Here is a 22,609-nt window from a genome sequence, read left to right as displayed (position 1 = left end):
AGCCTATCAACTCTCTGTATCTTTTTCTTCTGTTTCCACAGAGCACGACTCCAAGAATACTTTTAAGTAATCCATCCATGCACTTGTTGTTTGTTTATCAATTTGTAAGGTTACTACTAATTTTTCTTTTTGTAGATTGACTTGTGCTCGGAGTGGAATGGTACTTAGCGCTTCAAAAATAGCTGCTCCTTGAAGACGAACGGTTCCTTCTTTAGTAAAGGTTACATCCACTCGATCACCTGACCTCTTTAAGATTTCGGCCTCGGCTGACTCTGCAACGTTTTTCAAAAGACCTATTTGAGTAAGGTGTCCTACTTCTTCTGGATACTCTCCAAACCGATCCACAAAATCATCTTGAATTTCATAGTATTCTTCTTCACTACTAATTTGTTGGATTCGTTTATACATATCAATTTTCTGACGTTCATCTTCAATATACGTTACTGGAATATAAGCATTCACATCTAGGTCAATTTCAACACTAATTCGTTTTGGACGTTTCCCTTTTCCACGTTTTCTTTCCACAGCTTCGCTGAGCATTTCTGAATATAAATCAAATCCTACAGAATCTATAAAACCATGTTGTTGGGACCCTAATAAGTTTCCTGCACCACGAATAGATAAATCTCTCATCGCAATTTTGAATCCAGAACCTAATTCAGTAAAGTCTTTAATAGCTTGAAGTCGTTTTTCACTAATTTCACTTAAAATCTTATTAGGATTATACATGAGATATGCATATGCTATTCGGTTTGTACGCCCAACTCGACCACGTAGTTGATACAATTGTGATAAGCCCATATGATCTGAGTTTTCAATAAAGAGCGTATTGGCATTAGGAATATCTACTCCGGTTTCAATAATGGTCGTTGTAACGAGGACATCATAATTTCCTTCCACAAAGTCAACCATAATATTTTCTAGTTGAATTTCTGTCATTTGCCCGTGGGCGACGCCTACTCGGCAATCTGGAATCATCAAACGAAGTTCATCTGCTTTTCGTTCAATGGTATCTACCCGGTTATATACATAAAAGGCTTGACCACCACGAGCCATTTCACGTTCAATTGCATCACGGACGGCTCCCATATTCTGTTCCATCACATACGTCTGGACAGGGTACCGGTTTGCAGGTGGGGTCTCAATAACCGATAAATCTCGTACTCCGAGCATGGACATATGTAAGGTCCGAGGAATTGGAGTCGCTGTTAACGTAAGAACATCAACGGATGCTTTCAAAGCTTTTAATCGCTCTTTATGCTTCACGCCAAAACGCTGTTCCTCATCAACAACTAACAGTCCCAAATCAAAAAACTCAATATCTTTAGACAGAATACGATGAGTACCAATTACGATATCAACTGATCCTTTTCGAATTCCTTTGATGGTTTCGGTTTGTTGTTTTTTAGTGCGAAAGCGACTTAACAACCCTATCTCAAACGGTAAATCTTCAAAACGTTGGATTAACGTTTCATAGTGTTGCTGCGCCAAAATGGTTGTAGGCACCAGAAAAGCTGCTTGTTTTCCATCTAGTACCGCTTTAAAAACAGCTCGCATAGCTACTTCTGTTTTTCCATAACCAACATCCCCTACTAGGAGACGATCCATCGGCTTTTCTTTTTCCATATCCTTTTTAACTTCTGCAATACTTCGTAACTGATCATCGGTTTCGGTATACGGAAAACTATTTTCAAATTCAACTTGATCTTGATTATCACGTGGAAAAGCATATCCTTTTTCCGCTTCTCGGTTTGCATATAGTTCAATTAACTCATCAGCAATATCTTCTACTCGAGACGCAACTTTATTCTTCGTTTTTGCCCATTCGGTTCCTCCTAATTTATTTACTTTAGGAGTTTTTGATTCAGAAGAGACGTATTTTTGTACCAAGTGTAACTGAGTAACTGGTATAAACAGTTTGGCACTATCTTGATATAAAATAGAAATATAATCTTGATGAATCCCATTCCGTTCAATGGTTTCCATTCCAGTATATTGACCAATCCCATGGTTTACATGAACAACAAAATCACCAGGAACTAGTTCAGTATAGCTTTTCAATCGTTCTGCATTAGACATTTTCTGTCGACCAGGTTGTCTTTTTTTCACTTTATTAAATAGTTCTTTTTCAGTTAAAAAGACTACTTTTTCAAGAGGCATCTCAAATCCATTCGCCATTCCACCTACAACGATATTCACATGCTTTGGAACAACTTTATCCTGTCCTTTTACAACACTTTCAATATCAAAATCAGAAAAGGTGCGATGTACTTTTTCAGCACGTTCTGAATCCGCGACAATCGTAAAGATCGTCATTCCTTGTTTCAACCAACGATCCATCTCTACTTTCACCATTGGCATCTGGCTAAAGAATTGAACAACCCCACGATATTGTAAAGCATGAATCTCTTTGAAACGAACGCTTGCTAAGCCTTTTTGAAAAAGAGAATAAAATATTTTAGAATGATTGCTCTTTTTTACAATATCACGAACTTCAGCTAACATCACTTGTTTGGGTAAAATAACCCCTTCATATAATTTTGCTTCTTGCCATTCTGCTCCTTCTGTTTCTTGCGTTCGATCATTTTCCAATGTACGGGAGTACTCATCCATAATAAATAATGTTTCTTCAGGAATATAATCTAAAATAGTAGGAAGTTCTGGATAAAATAAAGATGCATACATTTGTGGAACTGTAGGAAGTTCACCTATATGAAGCTTTTCAATAAAGTCTTCAAAATAAACACTCATTCGTTTTTTTACTTCTTCATTTTTCAATGCTTTTTGAGCTTTTTTAAATAATTTTTCTATGTTTTCTGCACGTTCTTTAAGTACTTTGGATGGAAAAACAGAATCCTGAGCAGGTAATACTAATACTTCTTCTACCTGTTCTTCTATTGATTTCTGTGTAGAAGGATCAAAGAAACGAAGACCATCAATTTCCGAACCAAAAAATTCAATACGAATTGGATTTTCTTCGTTTAAAGAATAAATATCAAGGATATCTCCTCGAACGCTGAATTCTCCTGGCGAAGCCACCATTTGCTCACGAACATACCCCATGGCTACTAGCTTTTGAGGAAGTGTTTCAAATTCCATTTCATTTCCAACTTGGAAAACTAAGTTATATTCTTTCCAAATAGAAGGTGGTGCCAATATTTTTTTGAATCCTGCAGTAGGAACGACTACGATTCCTTTTTCACCACTACTTAGAAAGTGAAGAGCATCCACTCGTTGACTACGATATTCTGGAGAAGAAAAGGCAAGTTCCACTGCCAAAGATTCTTCCACTGGAAAAAGATGGATGGGGATGTTCGGATTAATTTGGTTTAAGTCTTCATAAATCTGTGTAGCATGCAATAAGTTAGAAGCCCATACTACAACAGGTTTTTCTTGAGATTCATACACCATTGAAGTCAGTAAATTACGAGCAGAACTGGAAATCCCCGTCACTAATTGATTTCCCTCTTGCTCGGCTTGTTTAATAATATTTTTTATATTGGGAGTATCCCTCAAAAAGTTTTCTATGTCTTTCATATCATTCTCCTTACAAAAATTAGAAACCAATTTTATTTCTAAAAGAGTCGCTCTAAACCTAGCGACTCTTGTTTCCTTCTCTTTGCTTTCTTTTATCTCCTTATATTGAAAAGAGGCTCAGCTTATCTGAACCTAGCTCTTTTTATTAAATTTATTCATGGTAGAAAGAAAATTATCTCCTTTTAAATAGTGGTCGATTGCCTCAACACTCTCCTTCACAGAGAATAGCATCTCACCATGATCTGTTTTAGGGAAAGGACTTAGTACGTGTTGAACAACGGTCATATAAGGTTCAGGCCGACCAACTCCAATACGAATACGATTAAAATCTTGTGTCCCGAGATGTTGAATGATACTTTTCACACCATTATGTCCACCTGCACTTCCCTTTTGCCGGAGTCTAATTTTTCCAGGCGGCATATCCATATCATCATAAATAACAACAATTTCATCTGTGTTCATTCCAAAATAATCCATTAAAGGGCGAATTGCCCTTCCTGAGTCATTCATAAATGTCATAGGTTTTACAAAAATAACCTTTTCCCCATTCACCCGTTCTTCGAAATACATAGCATCAAATTTATTTTTATTAAAAGTAGCCTTATTTTGATAAGCCCACTCGTCTACGGCTACAAATCCAATGTTATGTTTGGTAGCTACATATTTTTGACCAGGATTCCCTAGTCCAATAATCATTTTCATTTATTTCACCTTTTTCCCGAGTCCATTTAAATTACTTTCCTGTATAACTCTTATCATTTCCAAAATTTCTGGAAACATCTATCAGAAAACGAAAAAAGCTGCACGCTTTTCGTCCAGTAGTGTTGTAAGTATACCATATATTTTCTCGCTTCTAAAAGTTAAATGAGTCTAAATCTTATACTAAAAAAGGACTTCCTTGTTCTAGTAAACAAAAAACATCCCTGGGTTTCCTTACTCTCTTTAAGAAAAAGTGATATACTGCATATATAAAAAGAGCACTGAAGATGTGGAGGAATAGTAAATATGGCTGAAATAGCAAGAAAGTCTGGGCAAAAAATTATTCTAGTAGGTGATGGAGCAGTTGGTTCAAGTTACGCTTTTGCTCTTGTTACCCAAAATATTGGTAGAGAATTAGGAATCATTGACATGAATGTATCCAAAACAGAAGGCGATGCGATGGACCTATCAGACGCATTAGCATTTACAGGTCCCAAAAAAATCTATGCAGCCGAGTATTCAGACTGTAAGGATGCAGATATTGTTGTATTAACCGCTGGTGCAGCCCAAAAACCAGGTGAAACTAGACTTGATTTAATCAGTAAGAATTTAAAGATTTTTAAAAATATAGTTGGACAAGTGATGGACTCTGGTTTCGATGGAATTTTCTTAGTTGCTACGAATCCTGTTGATATCCTTACTTATGCAACATGGAAATTTTCTGGCCTTCCTGCTAGCAGAATTATTGGTTCTGGAACTTCTTTGGATAGTGCTCGTTTCCGTCAAGAAATAGCAAAACTAGTTCATGTGGATCCTCGAAATGTTCATGCTTATATTTTGGGAGAACATGGAGATTCTGAGTTTCCAGTTTGGTCTCATGCAAACATCGGTGGATTACAATTGTATGAATGGTTGAAACAAAATGACGAAACAATCGATGAAGAATCTTTAGTGAAAGTATTCTTTTCTGTTCGTGATGCAGCCTATCGCATTATCGAAAAGAAAGGGGCAACATTCTATGGAATTGCTGTTTCCTTAGCTCGAATTACAAGAGCAATCCTGAACGATGAAGATGCAATTTTACCACTTTCCGTTTATTTAGATGGAGAATATGGTCAACATGATGTTTTCATTGGAGTACCTGCTATTGTTAATAGTTCTGGAATCCGTAAAGCTATCGAAATCCCTCTAACAGAAGTGGAATTTGGAAATATGCAACATTCAGCTGATACCCTTCGTGGAGTAATCAAAGATTCCTTTGCAGCTTTGGAAGAAGAAGAAAAAAATAATTAAGAAAAAAATCCCGTTCCTACAAAAGGAATTGGGATTTTTTGTTTTTCTTATTCTATTATAGTAAATTTTTCTTGGAATAATGGACTTACAGAACGGTTTTCATGGATTCGACGAATTGCTTCTGCAATTAGTTGTGAAACACTAATTTGAACGATTTTACCTGTTAATTTCTCTTCTGGAATATTAATAGAGTCCGTTACGATTACTTTTTCAATTACTGAGTTTTCAAGTCGCTCTATTGCAGGTCCGGAAAGAACTGCGTGTGTACAACAAGCCCACACACCTTCTGCACCTGCATCTTCTAATGCTTGTGCTGCTAATGCAATGGTTCCAGCAGTATCAATCATATCGTCAATCAGGATACATTTCTTCCCTTTTACATCTCCAATAATATTCATAACTTCTGCAACGTTTGCTTTTGGTCTTCTTTTGTCGATAATGGCAATTGGAGCTTGAATGAATTCTGCTAGCTTTCTAGCACGAGTCACTCCACCATGATCTGGAGAAACAACTACAACATCTTGCTTCATTACATCACTTTCTAGGAAGTAATTAGCTAGTAATGGAGCACCCAATAAATGATCCACAGGAATATCAAAGAACCCTTGGATTTGTGGTGCATGGAGATCCAACGCTAAAACACGATTTGCTCCAGCCATTGTAATCATATTTGCAACCAGTTTCGATGTGATTGGCTCGCGAGATTGTGCCTTACGGTCTTGACGGGCATATCCATAATAAGGGATCACTACATTAATGGTCTTGGCACTTGCTCTCTTTAACGCATCGATCATAATTAACAATTCCATTAAATGATCATTTACTGGAGAACTAGTAGATTGGATAACGTAAACGTGTGCTCCACGGATACTTTCTTCAATATTGACTTTTATTTCCCCATCGCTAAATTGAGTGGATGATACAACACCTAGCTCCACACCTATTTCTTCTGCAATTTTTTCTGCCAACGGACGGTTCGAACTCAATGAAAAGATTTTCAATTTTGGGTCTTTATAATGTTCTGTACTCATAATTCCCTCCACAATCGATTTTTATTACCTATCAATCTCTACCTATTATCATAAGCTTTTATTAGAATAATACAAATATTTTATTAGTTAGTTTTGAGATGGTGGAAGTTTTTTCCAATAACCATCTTTATTTTCTTGACGGGAACGGGCAATTCCCATTGCACCCTCAGGAACATTTTTGGTAATCGTTGACCCTGCAGCTAAAAAGGCATTGTTTGCTACATTCACTGGAGCAACCAAGTTTACATTACAACCAATGAAACTATTGTCACCTACACTTGTACGATGTTTATTTTTTCCATCATAATTCACAAATACAGTGCCACAACCAACATTGATGTTTTCACCTAAGTCAGCATCACCAATGTACGTAAGATGTCCTACTCGTGTATCTTTGGCAATCGTAGAATTTTTCACTTCTACATAATTTCCAATATGCACGTTTTCACCGATGATACTGTTAGGACGAATATGACTATTCGGCCCTATATTGCTTCCATCTACCATTTCGGATTGTTCGATATGAGAACTTGTAACTCGAACACCATTTCCAATTTTAGAATCACAAATGACGGAACTAGATCCAATCATACACTCTTCACCAATAATCGTTTTGCCTTTAATCATCACATTTGGCTCCACAATCGTATCAGACCCGATGATAACATCTGCTTCGATATACGTGTTTGCAGGATCTAAAATCGTAACTCCATTTTGCATATGCTTTTTATTGATTCTTTTTTTCATTGTATTCGCAGCTTCGGCTAAAGCAATTCGATCATTTACCCCTAAAGCTTCATCCATATTTTCCATTTGATAGGCCATTACAATTTCATTTTTGTTTTTTAATATTTCAATTACATCTGGTAAATAATACTCACCTTGAACATTGTCATTCTTGACCAATGATAGTGCTTCGAAAAGGAATTGATTATCGAATACATATGTACCCGTATTGATTTCTTGAACAGAAGCTTCCTCAGTGGATGCATCTTTTTGTTCAACAATTTTCTTTACATGTTTTTCAGTATTACGGATGACTCTTCCATAGCCAAATGGATTATCTGCATGTGCAGTCAAAACCGTTGCTTTTGCATCATGTTGTTCATGATAAGCAAGAAGACTACTTAGAGTTTCAGCTGTCAAGAGTGGTGTGTCTCCGCATATTACTAACGTTGTTCCTACTTCTTTACCCAGAACATCAACCGCTTGTAAAACAGCATGTCCTGTCCCTAATTGTTCTTCTTGCAATACATATTCAGATCGCACATCAAGTATTTCTTTTACTGAATCAGCACCATGACCAACAACGGTAACTACTTTATCAACACCAGCAGTTTCCACTTGATCAATCACATGTTCTACCATCGCTTTTCCACATACTTGATGTAAAACTTTATAGAGTTTACTCTTCATTCTTGTTCCTTGCCCAGCAGCAAGAACAACTGCAAAACGATTTGTCATATCCTCATCCATTCCCCTTCGTTAAACTTGTAAATGAACACCAAAACATCTTAACTAAAAAAAAGCGAAGAATCAACTTATGTAAGGGCTTTGATGGTAATTTTCTCCATTTTCTCATATATAATCATTTATGTACATCTTCCACAAAAAACTGGATAGAAATTAATCCATCCAGTAATACTCTATTCAATTAAAGAGAAATATAATTTAATGGATTAACCACTACACCATTTTCGAATACTTCAAAGTGCAAATGAACACCCGTCGATTGGCCTGTAGTTCCCATCGTTCCAAGTTGTTGCCCCTGTCCAACGGATTGTCCCGGAGCAACCATCAACCCAGCAATCATATGACCATATAAAGTCTTTACGGAAACCCCGTTTATTACTCCATGATTAATGATTACATGATATCCGTACATATCATTATAACCAGCATACTCTACCGTTCCACTTTGTGCAGCGTTAATTGAACCACTACCCGCTATGTCCATCCCGGCGTGCAAACGATACGCTCCGTCAACTGGTGAAATACGGAAACCAAATGGTGAAGAGTTATAACCACTCGCTGGGCGGATAAATCCACCCGTGTTTGTAACTTGTTGGCTTGGTGTTGAAGTAGTAGAAGCATAAAGATTGTTTGCTTCTTCTGCCGCCGCCGCTTTCTCTCGAGCGATTTTTTCTTGTTTTTCTTTTTCAGCTTTTTCAGCTTGTTCACGAGCAATTCTTTCTTGTTCAATTCGTTCCTCTTCTGCTGAAATATCATTTCTTACCGCTTGTGTTTGTGAATCTAGACTATTTTTAGTAGATTCTAGTTTGCTTTTTTCACTACTTGTAAGATTTGCATTTTCAATCACTAGAGAAATTTGCTGATCTAGTTCCGCTTTTTGTGCAACAATATTATTTTTGGCAATGATAATTTCTTGTTTCAGCTCTTCAGCTGCAGTTTTTTCATCTTCAACAGCTTGTTTGCTTTCTTCAACTTCTTTTTTATCATTTTCTTGTTGAACAATGATTTCTTTATTAGCTGTTACTAGCTTAGAAACAGTAGTGATTTTCCCAACTACTTCACTGAAATTTTCAGCTGACATCACGATGGATACCATATCAGTCATACTTGCTTCTGTTTGGATCACACGTGCTTGATTATCTAATTTTTCACTGCGTTGTTCTATCACTAGCTCTAAAGCTTCAATTTTCTTCTGTAATTCATCTATCTTTGCTTCGATTTCAAGCAGTTTTTCTTCTTGTTTTTCTAGTTTTATAAGAAGGTCATTAATACTGTTTTGCATTTCTTCAACTTTTTCTTGTAAAACTACTTTTTGTGATGCTAGTTCTTGTAACGAAGATTCTTTTTCATTAATTTCACTTTGTACATTTTGAGATTCAGTTTCAAGTTGTTGTTTTTGTTGGTTTAATTCATCTAAGGTATCTGCTTGTACTGTTACTCCCCCAGCCAATGGAGAAAGTAGCAAGATCGCTGATGCTAGTGCAATGTATTTTTTTCTCAATGTTTACGCTCCTTTTAATTGCTCACAGGATGAAGTATAACACTGATAAAATATCTTATTGTAATAGGGAGATGACATTTATGTGTCAAATACTTTTTTAAATTCTCAGTGTCTTTAGTTTTTTATTGATTAAAAATAATCATGAAACCTCTTTAAGTATCACTATATATGGTTTTCAAACAATAAATTTAGGCATGGTAAAACGATATTGAATTTGTGTCCAATTAAATTTATATTGTTCACAAAAGTTGGTGTAACAAAAAAGACGTATTTGTAACCAAACTGTAATACAAAGTCGTTTTAAAATATTTTTATTTAGAGAATTGACTATTTTTGTCCTATATTGTTTAAAGATAGAGTTCAAACATAATTGGACCTCTTTCGAATAAATAGAAAAAACCCAAAAACATAGAGCACTTTTTAAGTGTCTACATTTCAGGTAAAAGGTTACATATGATTAAACCTTTAATCAGATCAACAAATTCTAATCAAAATGGCTTCCTAAACTAACTTCCATAGTACGATTACGTAAGTCAACTTTGTCTACACGAATCAAAGAAGTATAATCATCCGTTTCTTTTCCAGTGGTATAAGCAGCTTCTGCAAAAACCATTACTCCCACCGTTTCAGAATCAAACTCTTCGATCATGCTCTTCATTCCGTTGACGGTTCCGCCACCCTTCATAAAGTCATCTACGATTAGGACTTTGGATCCACTTGGTAGACTTCGCTTGGACAATTCCATCTTCTCTACTCTTTCAGATGAACCTGAAACATAGTTAATACTTACTGTAGATCCTTCGGTAATCTTGCTATCCCGACGGACAATTACAAAAGGCACATTCAAATTGCTGGCTACTGCTTGGGCAATCGGAACTCCTTTTGTAGCAACGGTCATAACAGCTGTAACAGATTGTTCTGTATATTGAGAGGCAATAATTCTACCAATCTTTTGAAGGATTTGTGGATTTCCTAATAAATCGGATAAATACACGTATCCGCCAGGCAACAGACGCTCTTTGCTTGCCATCATTTCACAAATTTCTTCAATAAATACCTTTGCCGCTGAATCAGATATAGTAGGTGTATACTTTACGCCACCTGCTGCTCCTGGTAACGTTTCAACGATACCAATCCCATTCTCTTCAAACGTTCGTTTGATAATCGATAAGTCTTCACTAATAGAAGACTTGGCCGATCCATACTTTTTTGAATAGTATGTTAATGAAACTAATGTATGTGGGTGCTCCAATAAATGGTGCGTCATATCTACTAGTCGTTCGCTTCTTTTTATTTTCACCACTTTACTCTCCTTTAAGTTAACTAAGGCTATTATAGCGGTTATTTCTTAAAAATGGAATACCTATTTGATTAATCGTTCGTTTATTATGGATTTTTCAATAAAAAAACAAGTGTATTATTCGTACACTTGTCATAATCCTTATCGTTCAGTTTTGTTAGGCTTCTTTTTTATTTTTAAAATACTCGTTAAGATAAATAAACCGACAAACATTAAAGTAATGGTAGCCCCAGGAGGAGTTCCCAACTGATAAGAGGTGATTAACCCACCATACATTCCAATGAGGCTAATCATAATTCCCACTGCAATAACCATTTGAAAGCTGGTTACCAATCGAAGGGCAATCGCTGCTGGTAAAATTAATATAGATGATACAAGTAAGGACCCTGTAATTGGCATGATTACACTGATTACAACCCCTGTTAATATAGAAATGAACAAAGACATGCCTCTGACAGGTAAGCCCGCAGTCCATGCAGTATCTTCGTCAAACAAAAGAACATATAATGGCTTACGGAATATTAGATATAACCCTACAATCACAACCGTTAAAACACTTAAGATGATGATTTGACTCTGGTTAATCGTAACGATGGATCCAAAAAGAAACTGCTCCACGCTTGTTGTTTCTTTTCCCGAAACAAAGCTCATCAACACTAAAGCTACCGCCATTCCGGTAGCCATTAAAATAGCAATTGAAATTTCAGAGTATCCTTTATAAATTACGCCAAGATATTCAATACCAATAGCAGCCACAATTACAATTAGAATGGTCGTAACGGTTGGATTAACACCAACTAACATCCCTAATGCCACCCCTGCTAAAGAAACGTGTGAAAGAGTATCTGCCATTAAAGATTGTCTTCTCAAAATTAAAATCAAACCTAGAATCGGGGCAATAATGGCAATCAGTGTGGAGGCTTGGAATGCCCGCTGCATGAATCCATAGAAAAACATCTCCATGGTGAATTCTCCTTTCTTTTTAAAGTGATTTGTCGATCGATGTATTGTTTTATATCCTCATGATCATGAGTTACCATCAAAATCGCTTTATTATGTACACGAGAGTTATGTCGTAATAAACGATAGAACTTTTCTCGAGACTCTTTGTCCATTCCTGTGGTTGGTTCGTCTAATACAAATAAATCTGGGTCTGTTGCAAAAATCCGTGCAAGTGCAATTCGCTGTTTTTGTCCACCAGACAACTCACCAATTTTCCGATTGCGTTCTTCCCACATTCCAACTGATTCTAATGATTTCCGAACGTGCTCATGGTCTTCTGTATCTAACTTCTTAAACCATCGATGATTCTGATATCGACCAGATTCCACGAATTTTAACACTTTACTAGGAAATCCAATATTAAAAGAAGAAATCTGTTGGGGAGCATACCCGATCATCAGATTTTCACCGGATGTATTTTTCTTTGAAATCGTTGCGGTTCCCTCTTGAGGATGTAAAAGTCCTAAGATACTTTTAAGGAGTGTGGATTTTGCTGCTCCATTTTCACCAGTCAAGATTACAAACTCTCCAGCCTGAACGGAGAAGCTAATATCTTGTAAGACTGGCTCTCCATCATAAGAGAATGATAAATTTTCTACTTTAATATATTCCACATGTATTCTCCTTACTTTCTTTTATCCTATTATTTAATGGTCGTTTTTAGAGCTTCTATATTACTCTGCATCAAATGAAGGTAGTCAATCCCTTCATCCTGTTCTTCTAAGGTTACTCCTTCAATCGTATAAAGAACTTCCAAATTGGTATCTGTTTCCTTAGCTAGAGTTTCTGCTACTTTTGCAGATGCTGAATCTTGATAATAAATCGTTTGGATTTGATTCTCATTAATAAAAGTTCCAATCTCAGCTAATTTAGCCGGACTGATTTCCTGTTCCGAAGTTAAAGAAGAAACGGAAACTTGATTTAAATCATATCGTCTTGCTAAGTAACCAAATGCCGCGTGTTGGACAACGAAGGTCCGGCTTGCTGCACCTTCAAAAGCTTCTTGAAATTGTCTATCAAGTTCCTTTAATTCACTTTGATAAATTCCAGCATTTTCTTCGTACATTTTTGAATGTTCTTCATCAACAACTTGCATTTCTTCCGAAATGGTTTCCACCATTTGTGATGCGTAAACAGGATCCAACCAAATGTGCGGGTCAACTATATGACTATGTCCCTCATGATCATGATCCTCTTCTTCCTCATTCGAATCTTCTTCATAAAAAGGAATACCTTGAGATGCCTCGATGATTTTTACATCACTTTCCAATAGGTTATCTAGTACTGCTGGAACCCACGTTTCCATATACTCACTACTATATATAAAAACATCTGCATCATAAATAGCTGCTAAATCTTTTGGACTTGGTTCATAATGATGACTATCTTGTCCTGCTTCTAATATCACCGTTACATTTGCGTAATCACCAACTACTTGTGATGCAAACTCAAATACCGGATAAAAAGTAGTTACTACATTCAATGACTCTTTTTCATCACTCTCTTCTAAAAGAGCACTTTGTCCACATGCTCCTAAAAATAAAATAGTCATAAAAAAAGAATACCCATTAACTTATTTTTTTTACTAAAAAAACTTTTTAAATGATTCATTCCTATCTCCTTCTCTAAATCGTAATCGTTCCTATTTACATTCTTTTGAAACTTTACCACATGTAGTTCGTAATGGTCAATACTAAAACCTTCTAAAATGAACCATAAGGATATTGTTAAATATTAAAAGAATAAAAATGTATCGGAAATTAGATTGATAGGGTTTCTTTCCAGTCTACATATGAAAAACCAGTCATTTAATCTAGTCATTATTTTTATATTTTCATGAGCAGTATTTTTGATGAATATTTCTTCCATCATCATTTCAAGCAACAAAAAAAGCCGTCAATCAAAAGAATAACGACTTCCTTTTTATAAATAGCTTATTCATTTTTGATCGTACGGGTGATATATACTTCCTCACAAAAGCCTCGTAGACTGTTATAGACTCTTTTGGCTCGAGAATAATTTTGACTAAAACCAATGATGGTAGGTCCGCTTCCACTCATTGTTACACCATCCATGCCATATCGTAACATTCTTTCCTTTAACTGAGCTAGTTGGGGGTGTCGTTGAAAGGTAACGTACTCAAGAGCATTCCCTAAATTCTGAACCATTCCTTCATAATCGTTCGCTTCAATGGCTCTTTCTACAATTCGAGAGGTCGGCTTATACGATAATTGCTCTACTTCCAAAGCTCTAAAAACAGCTTTTGTAGAAACACTCAATCGTGGCTTAGCCAACACAATCCAACACGGTGGAACAGGTGCAATCGGACGAACGCTTTCCCCTCTACCGGAAACAAAAGCAGTCCCTCCAATAATAGAATGTGGCACATCTGTTCCAATACGCATGCCATATTCAATGAGTTGATCGGTCGACAAGTTTAAATTCCATATTCTATTTAAGGCACGTAGAGTAGCAGCAGCATCTGTACTTCCGCCACCTAATCCAGCTGCAACCGGTATTTTTTTATCAATTTCAATTCGGATCCCTGTCTGAATATCATATTCTTTTTTAATCAACTTGGCAGCCTGATGAACATGATTCCTACGATCCACTGGTAAAAAAGCTTTATTTGTAAATACTTCAACCGTATCCTCATCTAAAGGAGTAAATGTCAAATGGTCAGCAAGATCAACAGAAGACATAATCATTTCTAATTCATGATAATTGTCATCTCGCTTGAATAGTACATCCAACGTTAGATTAATTTTGGCCGGTGCTCGTTCTATCCATTCCATTCCATTTCCTCCTTCTTTTTATCCATACTACCTTATTCTTTTTTATTTATAAAGAAAAATAGATTTATGCATCTCTTTTTATTAAAATAAATTTTTGATTTTTTCAATATTTTTGATAAGAACTGATGTTGTACCATCTGGATTATTAATAAATTCAACTACTTCTGGATCTTTATATAATTCGATTGGAATACTAAGTTCAATCCCGTTATCTAACTTGAATTTTTGTTTTGAGTATCGAGGACCCATTAACGCCACTTCAGCGGGTGCTTTATCAGTATATCCCATTTCTTTTACTTCTTCATAAAATTTATCTTTCTTTGAAAAGTTATCACCATATAAGGTATCCGCAATCACTTTATAGTCAATACTTTTTTCTTCTTGCATGCTATGCACAATGGCATCTTTGGTTTGTGCGAGTGTTTGAAATTCTTCATCACTAAATGCTTTACTTGTTTTTTGAACTGCTTTTTTAATATGACTAATGTTTTCCTTTAGACTCGGTTGAGGCACATCTTCTAAGAACCGTTCTGTAAAGTAATATATCTTTTCGCCTTCTTCTTCAATAAAATGTTTCTTTTCAATTACATGATATTGAAGGTTTTCAAGATTGATGACACACCCTTCTTGAATTGCTTGACGTTGTGAAGGAAGGATCGTACGATTAACAATTAATTGATTGGTTAGAACCTCTTCCTCATAAGAAACTAAATGTGTCATACTATCAGAATAGTTTAATTTAAAAATCCCTAAACAAGGAACTTCATCTAACATAAATTGAGTGAAAAGTAAGTCTGCTGGTGGTATTTCAGGATTCCGTTTAGTAATGTCAAAAAGTTTTTCTGTCATTCCTTTTGTCGTTTCAATAAAGTCTTCTTCTACCGTTCCCAACATCTTCGCGAAGGTATTTTCTTCTTCCAAAGTCCCTTCCTTCATATTATCTGAATCTTCTACTTTTTCAATCATTGCTTGAATATAATCTTGCATGAATCGCTCTGAGAGATCCAATCCCGCAAAAGAATAAATTGGTTCATTTGTATTTAAATCAAAAATATGCAAAACAGCTTTTTGAATCGATAGCATCTTTCCACCTCTTGTTATTCGTATTCAGTTTATTATCTCATACAACACCGTGTTGCAAAAGAAAAATACTATATACACTCTTTTCGATTGAACCCTAAAAAACAAAAAAACCCAAACACTTCTGAGAAATGTTTTGGCTTTATGTTATTTATTAAAATAAATTCACTACTTTTTTTGATTTCTACGCATACTCACTTGTTTTCTCATCAAAAAAAGATACTTCTACCGATGAGGTTAGCACATCCGCATAGCTATAAGAAACACGCTTAAAAGCATTTTCTTCTTGATCTAAATCCACAACAAAAACAGAATGATAGGTTTCTTTTAAAACCCCTTTTCTTTCTGTCTTTCTTTTTCTACCTGCTTGCGCAGTTAGCATTACTTTTTTACCTAAGTGACCTTCCAGCTGTTCTTTGATGTCCATCAAATTATTCGGCATTCTTTTCACCTCGCTACTGGAAAGCATACCATATCTAAAGAAATTTTTCAAGTATATCATAGTGTTTATTGATATGCAAGAAAAAATTCTGCTTTTTAATATATTTTAATCTATTTATGATCTCGTTTCTCTTTGAGATAATTCTGTTAATTCATCAGCGAGAGTAGCAAACTCTTCAATTGAAAGAGTCTCAGCACGTCGTCCTGGATCAATCCCAGCCGCTTGTAATCCTCTTGTCAATTCTTCTTTAACATCTTCATTTTTGCCAAAGTGACTTGTTAAATTATTCCACAATGTTTTGCGTCTTTGTTGGAATGAAAAACGAATCAATTGGAAGAAAAACTTTTCATTTACAACATCTACCTTTGGCTCTACTCTTCTTTGTAATTTTAGAATAGCAGAATCTACATTCGGCTGCGGAATGAATACCGTTTTGGGAACATGAAAAGCAATCTCAGCATGCGTATAATAATCAATGGCAATCGTTAAAGATCCGTATGCTTTCGTAGAAGGTTGAGCCGTCATTCTTTGAGCGACTTCCTTTTGCATCATCATGACGAACGTATCAATCGGAAGTTGTTCCTCAACAAAACGCATGATAATTGGAGTGGTGATGTAATAAGGTAAATTCGCTGCAACTACAATACGATCTTCTGGTTCGAAATGTGTTTCAAATATTTCTTGAAGATTTGCTTGTAAAATATCTTGGAAAATAACTTCAATATTCGAATGATCAGCTAACTCTCTTTTTAAAATGGGTTTTAATCGTGTGTCTACTTCAAATGTAACCACTTTTTTTGCTGCTTCAGCTAATCGCTCTGTTAAAGCACCAATTCCGGGACCTACTTCAATTACACAAGTATCTTTATCAATCTCACCTGCTTCAATCATTTTTGTTAAAATATTTGGATCAATAATAAAATTTTGCCCTAAACTTTTTTTCATCGTTAATTTATATCGTTTAATGATTTCATTGGTTCGGCTTGGCGTTGCAATATATTTTTTCTGTTCTGAATCATTCATTTAACGTACCTCTTTCTGGTCATCTGTAGAAAGGGAAATCCCATTCTCACACATTGCTTTTTGGATATCTCGTTTTGTAATTTGAAAACTACGAAGTCTTTTAAGTAGTTGTTTTCCATTTGTATGGCCAATCCCTAACGCATCCCCTAGAATTTTTCGATAGTGAGAGGATTGTGTTTTTCCGATAAAACCAGCTTCTAAAAGAAAAATACGTAAATCTTCTTCAGCAATATCATCATGTACGGATGAAGGGGTATGAACACTTTGCAAGGCGAATCGGATAGCTGCATTGCTGGCATGCTCTACACCTAAGCTCCCTCCCTTAGGCGATTGACAATCTTCTTTTTTCAAAAATGCATGCTTCGCTTCGGGAACTCTTTGTGTGATTGCTTCTCTTATTTTTCCACCTGGGAAATCTGGATCAGTCAAAACAATCACTCCTCGAACTTCCTGAGCTTTTTCAATCATCTTTAAAACTTTTTCATCAATTGCAGAACCGTTCGTTTCAATCGTATCAGCTTCGACTGCTTCTTGAATACGTCTAGTATCATCTCGGCCTTCCACAACAATCATTTCTTTTATTTTCATATTTCTTCCAATCTAAATAATCTATTTGCATTTTCAGTAGTTATGCGAGCAATTTCGTCCGCATCCATCCCTCTTAGTTCCGCAATACGCTCACAGACATACCTTACATACGAAGGTTCATTTCGTTTCCCGCGATAAGGTACAGGGGCTAAATAAGGCGAATCCGTTTCAATTAACAAGCGATCCAGAGGTACGGCTTTTGCTACTTCATGAACTTCCGTTGCTTTTTTAAATGTTACGACTCCACTAATCGAAATATGCATCCCAAGATCCAAGAACTTCTGCATATACGTAACATCTCCACTATAACTATGCATAATTCCGCCTATTTCAGAAACATCTTCTTCTCGTAAAACCTGATAAGTATCTTCGATAGCATCACGCATGTGAATAGCTATCGGTAATTTAATATTTTTAGCGATTGCAATTTGTTGTCTAAAAACTTTTTCTGAGTATCCGGTGGGGAGGTATTCCAATGATAGTCTAATCCCATTTCCCCCATCGCTACTACTTTTTCATTTCTTAGTAAATTTTGCAGACTTTCTTGAATTTCTTCTGTGTAGTTTCCAGCTTCTGTAGGATGCCATCCGATGATGCTATAGATTTCAGGATATTTCGAACTCAACTGTAAAGATTTTTCAATGGTTGGAATATCAAAGCCAACTACTGCAAATCTTTCTACTCCTACTTCCTTAGCTCGTTGAATCGTTTCTTCGAGATCATCTTCAAATGCATCTACATTTAGATGGCAATGTGTATCAAACAATATCATATTTACTTCCTCCTTGTCTTTTGATAGTAGAAAAGAAAATAGCCAAAGCATTCTGCCTCAGCTATTCTTTCTAATCTTTTAGGCTACGATTGCTCCATTCGCAGAGTTTTCTGGAGCAAATACTACTTGTAATTCTCCATCCTTTTCAGCTGAAAGAATCATCCCTTGACTAATTTCGCCTCTCATTTTACGAGGTTTTAAATTAGCAACAATGACAACTTTTTTACCGATAAAGAAAGCAGGATCCGAGTACCACTCTGCAATTCCAGAAAGAATTTGTCGATGTCCTTCATCTCCTGCATCTAGACGGAATTTCAAGAGTTTATCTGCTCCTTCAACACGTTGACAATCAATAACTTCTGCCACTTTTAATTCTATTTTATCAAAGTCATCATATTTTATTTGCTTTTCTTTTTCACTCATTAATTTTGTCTCGGAAGGTGACCAATCTTGCTCCACTGCTTCTACTTTCTTATCAGGAGCCGTTTTAGCAATTTGTTCTTTCAAATATAACACTTCCTCTTCAGAATCTAATCGTGGAAAAATGGGTGTTCCTTTTTTAATCACAGTAGCTTTTTCAGGAAATTGACCGAAAGTTAAATTTTCCCAGTTCGCTTGTGTTTCATAATCTAGCCCTAGTTGCTCAAAGATTTTAGCAGGTGCTTCTGTCAGGAATGGAGATAGTAAAATCGCAGAAATACGTAAACTTTCAGCTAAATGAATCATTACACTTTCCAATTCTTCTTTTCTTTCATCATCTTTTGCTAAAACCCAAGGGGATGTTTCATCAATATATTTGTTTGCTCGGGAAATTAAACGCCAAATTTCTGATAGCGCCATACTAAATTGCATCTGATCCATTTCTTTTTCATACTTTGTAATCACATCTTTAGTAGTATCCATTAAATCAGCATCAAACGATGTAACTTGACCTTTCCATGTCGGGATTTCACCCTCAAAATATTTATTAATCATAGCAATCGTTCGATTTAATAAGTTCCCTAAATCATTTGCCAAATCAAAATTTATTCGATTGACATAATCTTCAGGTGTAAAGATTCCATCTTGCCCAAAACTAACTTCACGCATCAAGTAATATCTTAGAGCATCTAGACCATAACGTTCTACTAACATCTCTGGATAAACTACGTTTCCTTTGGATTTAGACATCTTGCCATCTTTCATCTGTAGCCAACCATGACCAAATATTTGTTTAGGAAGTGGCAAATCCAATGCCATCAACATAATTGGCCAATAGATGGAGTGGAATCGCATAATCTCTTTTCCAACCATATGTACATCAGCAGGCCAGAACTTTTGATAAAGTGTATCATCTTCTGATCCATATCCTAATGCAGTAATATAATTTGCTAATGCATCAATCCACACGTAAATAACATGTTTCGGATCACTCTTAACAGGGATTCCCCAAGAGAAAGTCGTTCGAGATACAGCTAAATCTTCTAAGCCAGGCTTAATGAAATTATTAATCATTTCATTTTTACGTGATTCTGGTTGAATAAACTCTGGATGTTCTTCGTAGTATTGTAACAAGCGGTCTGAATATTTACTCATTCTGAAAAAATATGACTCTTCTTTCACGAGTTCTACTTTGTGACCACTTGGTGCTAATCCACCAATTACTTTACCATTATCATCTTTGAATACTTCCATCAATTGAGTTTCTGTAAAGAACTCTTCGTCCGGAACAGAATACCATCCTTCATATTCACCTAGAAAAATATCTCCTTGTTCTAATAATTTTTCAAAAATCATTTGAACAGCATCTTTATGTTTTTTATCTGTCGTACGAATAAAGTCATCGTTAGTAATTTTTAAAGTTTTCCACAGAGCTTTGATTTCACTAATCATCCCATCAACGTACTCTTGTGGTGAAACATTTAATTCTTCTGCTTTTTTTCGATCTTTTGACCATGTTCATCGGTTCCTGTTAAATAGAACACATCAAAATCGCGCATTCTCTTATAGCGAGCCATCACATCAGCAGCAATAGTCGTATAAGAATTCCCGATATGTAATTTCCCACTTGGATAATAGATAGGGGTCGTAATGTAAAATGTTTTATTATTTTTAGCCACGAATGAGTGCCTCCTTAGAAATCCTACTTAAAAAATGTATAGGTATTAGTATATTCTACCATAGATTATTCATTGATGCCGGTCTAATTTAGGAAAGAAATAAGACTTTTTTCTACGTTATTCATTCAGCTTTCCATAAAAATAACCTCCTGAAGAAAAGACTTCAGAAGGTTATCCAACATTATAATTTTAGAAAATTATCTTGCTACACGTACTGCAAATGAAGGAGCTACCCATGAACTAAGGGATGCAACTTTTACAACATCATTTTCTCGTGGAGCATGAATATATTGTCCACCACCAAGATAAATCGCTACGTGATACGTACCACCACGTGAACCCCAGAATAATAGATCACCAGGTTGTGCAGCTGATACAGAAATTTGTGTTCCTGAATTTTCTTGAGGAACAGTCCAACCTCCGATGTTTACTCCGTACGCTTCACGATATACGTAAGCTGTGAAACCAGAACAATCAAATCCAGAAGTAGATGATCCACCCCATACATAAGGAACTCCTAAATATTTATAAGCTACACTAATCAAATCTCCAGATGGTGCCGGAGTTGATGGTGCTGCCGGTTGTGGAGTCTCTACAGGCGCTGGCGTTGGTGCTGGTGCCTGAACAGTAGGAGTTGAAGCTGTACTTGTGTTTGTTGTACTAGTATTCGTACTTGTATTTGTATTTGTTTGAACCACTTCTTGGACCGTTCCTGCAGTTTGCTCTTGTTGAATTACTACAGCTTGTTGACGAGCCGCTTCTTCAGTTGCTGCTTGTTGAATCGCTGCTTCTTCAGCTGCTAGTCTTTGGCGTTCCGCTTCTTCTGCAGCACGACGATCTGCTTCTTCTTTTTGAGCAACAAATTTTTGACGGTCTTGTTCTGCAGTTGCTTTTTCAGCACTTAGCGCTGCTACTGCACTTTCTTGTTCAATACGTTTTACTTCTAAAGTACCTTTTAATTGCTCTAATTCAGAAGACATTGCCATAATTTCATTTAATTTTTCTTCTGTTTCAGTTTTTTTATCTGCTACGACTTGTTGGTCTTCAATTTGTTTTTCAACTAAATCTTTATTAGCCGTTACCATTTTAGTAACCACATCAACTCTAGAAATTAAATCTGTTAGTGATTCGGAAGCGAATACGAACGTTACATAGCTTTCATTCGATCCTTTTACTTGTACAGAACGTGCTTGTTCTTCTAATTGAGCTTCACGTTGGTCAATGATTTCTTGCAATTTAGCAATTTCTTTTTCTAATGTAGTGATTGCATCCTGTGTTTCAACACGTTGAGCAGATAGTTCAGCCGCTCTTTCTTCTGCTGTTGTGATTTCAGCATTTACAGTAGAGAGAACTTCTTCTGCACCTGATACACGATTCGCTAATTCATTTACTTTTTGTTCTTGTTTTTGGATTTTATCCGTTAATTCGTCGGCGGATGCAGTTAAAGGTGCTGCTAGACTTGCAGTTAGGATTGAACCCGTTAATATAAAAGTGACAAGTTTCTTTTTCAAGTTTTATTCCCCCGTTAAGTTTTCTTTTTTTATATGATTAATTTTTTATATTTGGCTTTTTTAGAATATATTAAGAATTTCTTGAGATAGTACTCAACGTTGAAATCATAGCATAGATACTTTGTGAAAAATCCTTTATCGTCAACTTGTATTTTCCTTGTAACACAATCGTAACGAAATATGACTTATGTTTCATTTTGTAATATAATAGACACGTTGATGAAGGACAAGATAAGACAGCGCTCTCAATGATTGACTTTTCTAAACTCCTTCTTTATAATGATTGAAATAAGAATAAATAAAAAATGCTTTGAAAGAACGAAGTAGGATTAAGGTCTTGCATAATAGAGAGTCAGCAGACGGTGGAAGCTGGTACAACCTTAAACTGAATTACATTCTGGAGCATTCTTAAAAATAAGCGGTTTGCTACCGATAAAAGCTAGAGTGGTTTTCATAAACATTA

The 22,609-nt window shown here is 35.8% G+C and carries 16 protein-coding genes, 2 pseudogenes and 1 other annotated feature (1 of these 19 cut by a window edge); of the genes and pseudogenes, 1 reads left to right on the top strand and 17 read right to left on the bottom strand.

What is annotated here, in order from left to right; all coding sequences use genetic code 11:
- Nucleotides 1-6 precede the first annotated feature (6 nt).
- A complete protein-coding gene (gene mfd, locus LZ578_RS03475; RefSeq protein ID WP_235145948.1) occupies nt 7-3,537 on the bottom strand; it encodes a transcription-repair coupling factor in 3,531 nt (1,176 codons plus the stop codon).
- Nucleotides 3,538-3,669: 132 nt separating this feature from the next.
- Entirely contained in the window at nt 3,670-4,239 is a 570-nt protein-coding gene (gene pth / locus LZ578_RS03470) for an aminoacyl-tRNA hydrolase (RefSeq protein ID WP_235145947.1), read from the bottom strand.
- A 303-nt stretch (nt 4,240-4,542) separates the two neighbouring features.
- Between pth and LZ578_RS03465 the strand changes: the two genes are divergently transcribed.
- A complete protein-coding gene (locus tag LZ578_RS03465; RefSeq protein ID WP_235145946.1) occupies nt 4,543-5,529 on the top strand; it encodes an L-lactate dehydrogenase in 987 nt (328 codons plus the stop codon).
- A 47-nt stretch (nt 5,530-5,576) separates the two neighbouring features.
- Here LZ578_RS03465 and LZ578_RS03460 read toward each other — a convergent pair whose 3' ends face one another.
- The 15 genes and pseudogenes from LZ578_RS03460 to LZ578_RS03390 all read right to left on the bottom strand — a co-directional run bounded on the left by LZ578_RS03460 (nt 5,577) and on the right by LZ578_RS03390 (nt 22,146).
- Nucleotides 5,577-6,560 (bottom strand): ribose-phosphate diphosphokinase, encoded by a 984-nt coding sequence (locus tag LZ578_RS03460; RefSeq protein ID WP_235145945.1) that lies wholly within the window; start codon nt 6,558-6,560, stop codon nt 5,577-5,579.
- A gap of 87 nt (nt 6,561-6,647) precedes the next feature.
- Entirely contained in the window at nt 6,648-8,024 is a 1,377-nt protein-coding gene (gene glmU, locus LZ578_RS03455) for a bifunctional UDP-N-acetylglucosamine diphosphorylase/glucosamine-1-phosphate N-acetyltransferase GlmU (RefSeq protein WP_235145944.1), read from the bottom strand.
- 190 nt (nt 8,025-8,214) lie between these two features.
- Nucleotides 8,215-9,534: a murein hydrolase activator EnvC gene (locus LZ578_RS03450; protein ID WP_235145943.1), complete on the bottom strand. Its 1,320-nt coding sequence runs from the start codon at nt 9,532-9,534 to the stop codon at nt 8,215-8,217.
- A 484-nt stretch (nt 9,535-10,018) separates the two neighbouring features.
- Entirely contained in the window at nt 10,019-10,834 is an 816-nt protein-coding gene (gene purR, locus LZ578_RS03445) for a pur operon repressor (RefSeq protein ID WP_235145942.1), read from the bottom strand.
- Between the two features lie 141 nt (nt 10,835-10,975).
- Nucleotides 10,976-11,797, bottom strand: coding sequence for a metal ABC transporter permease (locus tag LZ578_RS03440; RefSeq protein ID WP_235145941.1), 822 nt, complete (start codon nt 11,795-11,797; stop codon nt 10,976-10,978).
- Nucleotides 11,743-12,450, bottom strand: a complete 708-nt coding sequence (locus LZ578_RS03435; protein WP_235145940.1) for a metal ABC transporter ATP-binding protein — start codon at nt 12,448-12,450, stop codon at nt 11,743-11,745. The genes LZ578_RS03440 and LZ578_RS03435 overlap by 55 nt, the downstream gene beginning before the upstream one ends.
- Before the next feature lie 29 nt (nt 12,451-12,479).
- Nucleotides 12,480-13,388, bottom strand: coding sequence for a metal ABC transporter solute-binding protein, Zn/Mn family (locus tag LZ578_RS03430; protein ID WP_235145939.1), 909 nt, complete (start codon nt 13,386-13,388; stop codon nt 12,480-12,482).
- Between the two features lie 382 nt (nt 13,389-13,770).
- Complete coding sequence (gene ispE / locus LZ578_RS03425; RefSeq protein ID WP_235145938.1) at nt 13,771-14,631, bottom strand: 4-(cytidine 5'-diphospho)-2-C-methyl-D-erythritol kinase; 861 nt, start codon at nt 14,629-14,631, stop codon at nt 13,771-13,773.
- Nucleotides 14,632-14,712: 81 nt separating this feature from the next.
- Entirely contained in the window at nt 14,713-15,714 is a 1,002-nt protein-coding gene (locus LZ578_RS03420; RefSeq protein ID WP_235145937.1) for a nucleoid-associated protein, read from the bottom strand.
- A gap of 181 nt (nt 15,715-15,895) precedes the next feature.
- Nucleotides 15,896-16,153 carry a Veg family protein gene (locus LZ578_RS03415; RefSeq protein ID WP_235145936.1) on the bottom strand — a complete coding sequence of 86 codons (258 nt, stop codon included), beginning with the start codon at nt 16,151-16,153 and terminating at the stop codon, nt 15,896-15,898.
- A gap of 114 nt (nt 16,154-16,267) precedes the next feature.
- Nucleotides 16,268-17,176, bottom strand: a complete 909-nt coding sequence (rsmA, locus tag LZ578_RS03410) for a 16S rRNA (adenine(1518)-N(6)/adenine(1519)-N(6))-dimethyltransferase RsmA (protein WP_235145935.1) — start codon at nt 17,174-17,176, stop codon at nt 16,268-16,270.
- Nucleotides 17,177-17,764, bottom strand: a complete 588-nt coding sequence (rnmV, locus tag LZ578_RS03405; protein ID WP_235145934.1) for a ribonuclease M5 — start codon at nt 17,762-17,764, stop codon at nt 17,177-17,179. It abuts the gene before it with no gap.
- Nucleotides 17,761-18,533, bottom strand: a pseudogene (locus tag LZ578_RS03400) (TatD family hydrolase). The gene rnmV and the pseudogene LZ578_RS03400 overlap by 4 nt, the downstream one beginning before the upstream one ends.
- 81 nt (nt 18,534-18,614) lie before the next feature.
- Nucleotides 18,615-20,635 (bottom strand): annotated as a pseudogene (gene metG, locus LZ578_RS03395) (methionine--tRNA ligase).
- A gap of 197 nt (nt 20,636-20,832) precedes the next feature.
- Nucleotides 20,833-22,146: an NlpC/P60 family protein gene (locus LZ578_RS03390; protein WP_235145933.1), complete on the bottom strand. Its 1,314-nt coding sequence runs from the start codon at nt 22,144-22,146 to the stop codon at nt 20,833-20,835.
- Nucleotides 22,147-22,447: 301 nt separating this feature from the next.
- Nucleotides 22,448-22,609: a binding site (T-box leader), on the top strand; it runs 67 nt beyond the window's last position.

It is taken from the genome of Jeotgalibaca sp. MA1X17-3 (assembly GCF_021513155.1).
Classification (GTDB): domain Bacteria; phylum Bacillota; class Bacilli; order Lactobacillales; family Aerococcaceae; genus Jeotgalibaca.
This window is presented reverse-complemented; position numbering and strand designations above follow the sequence as displayed.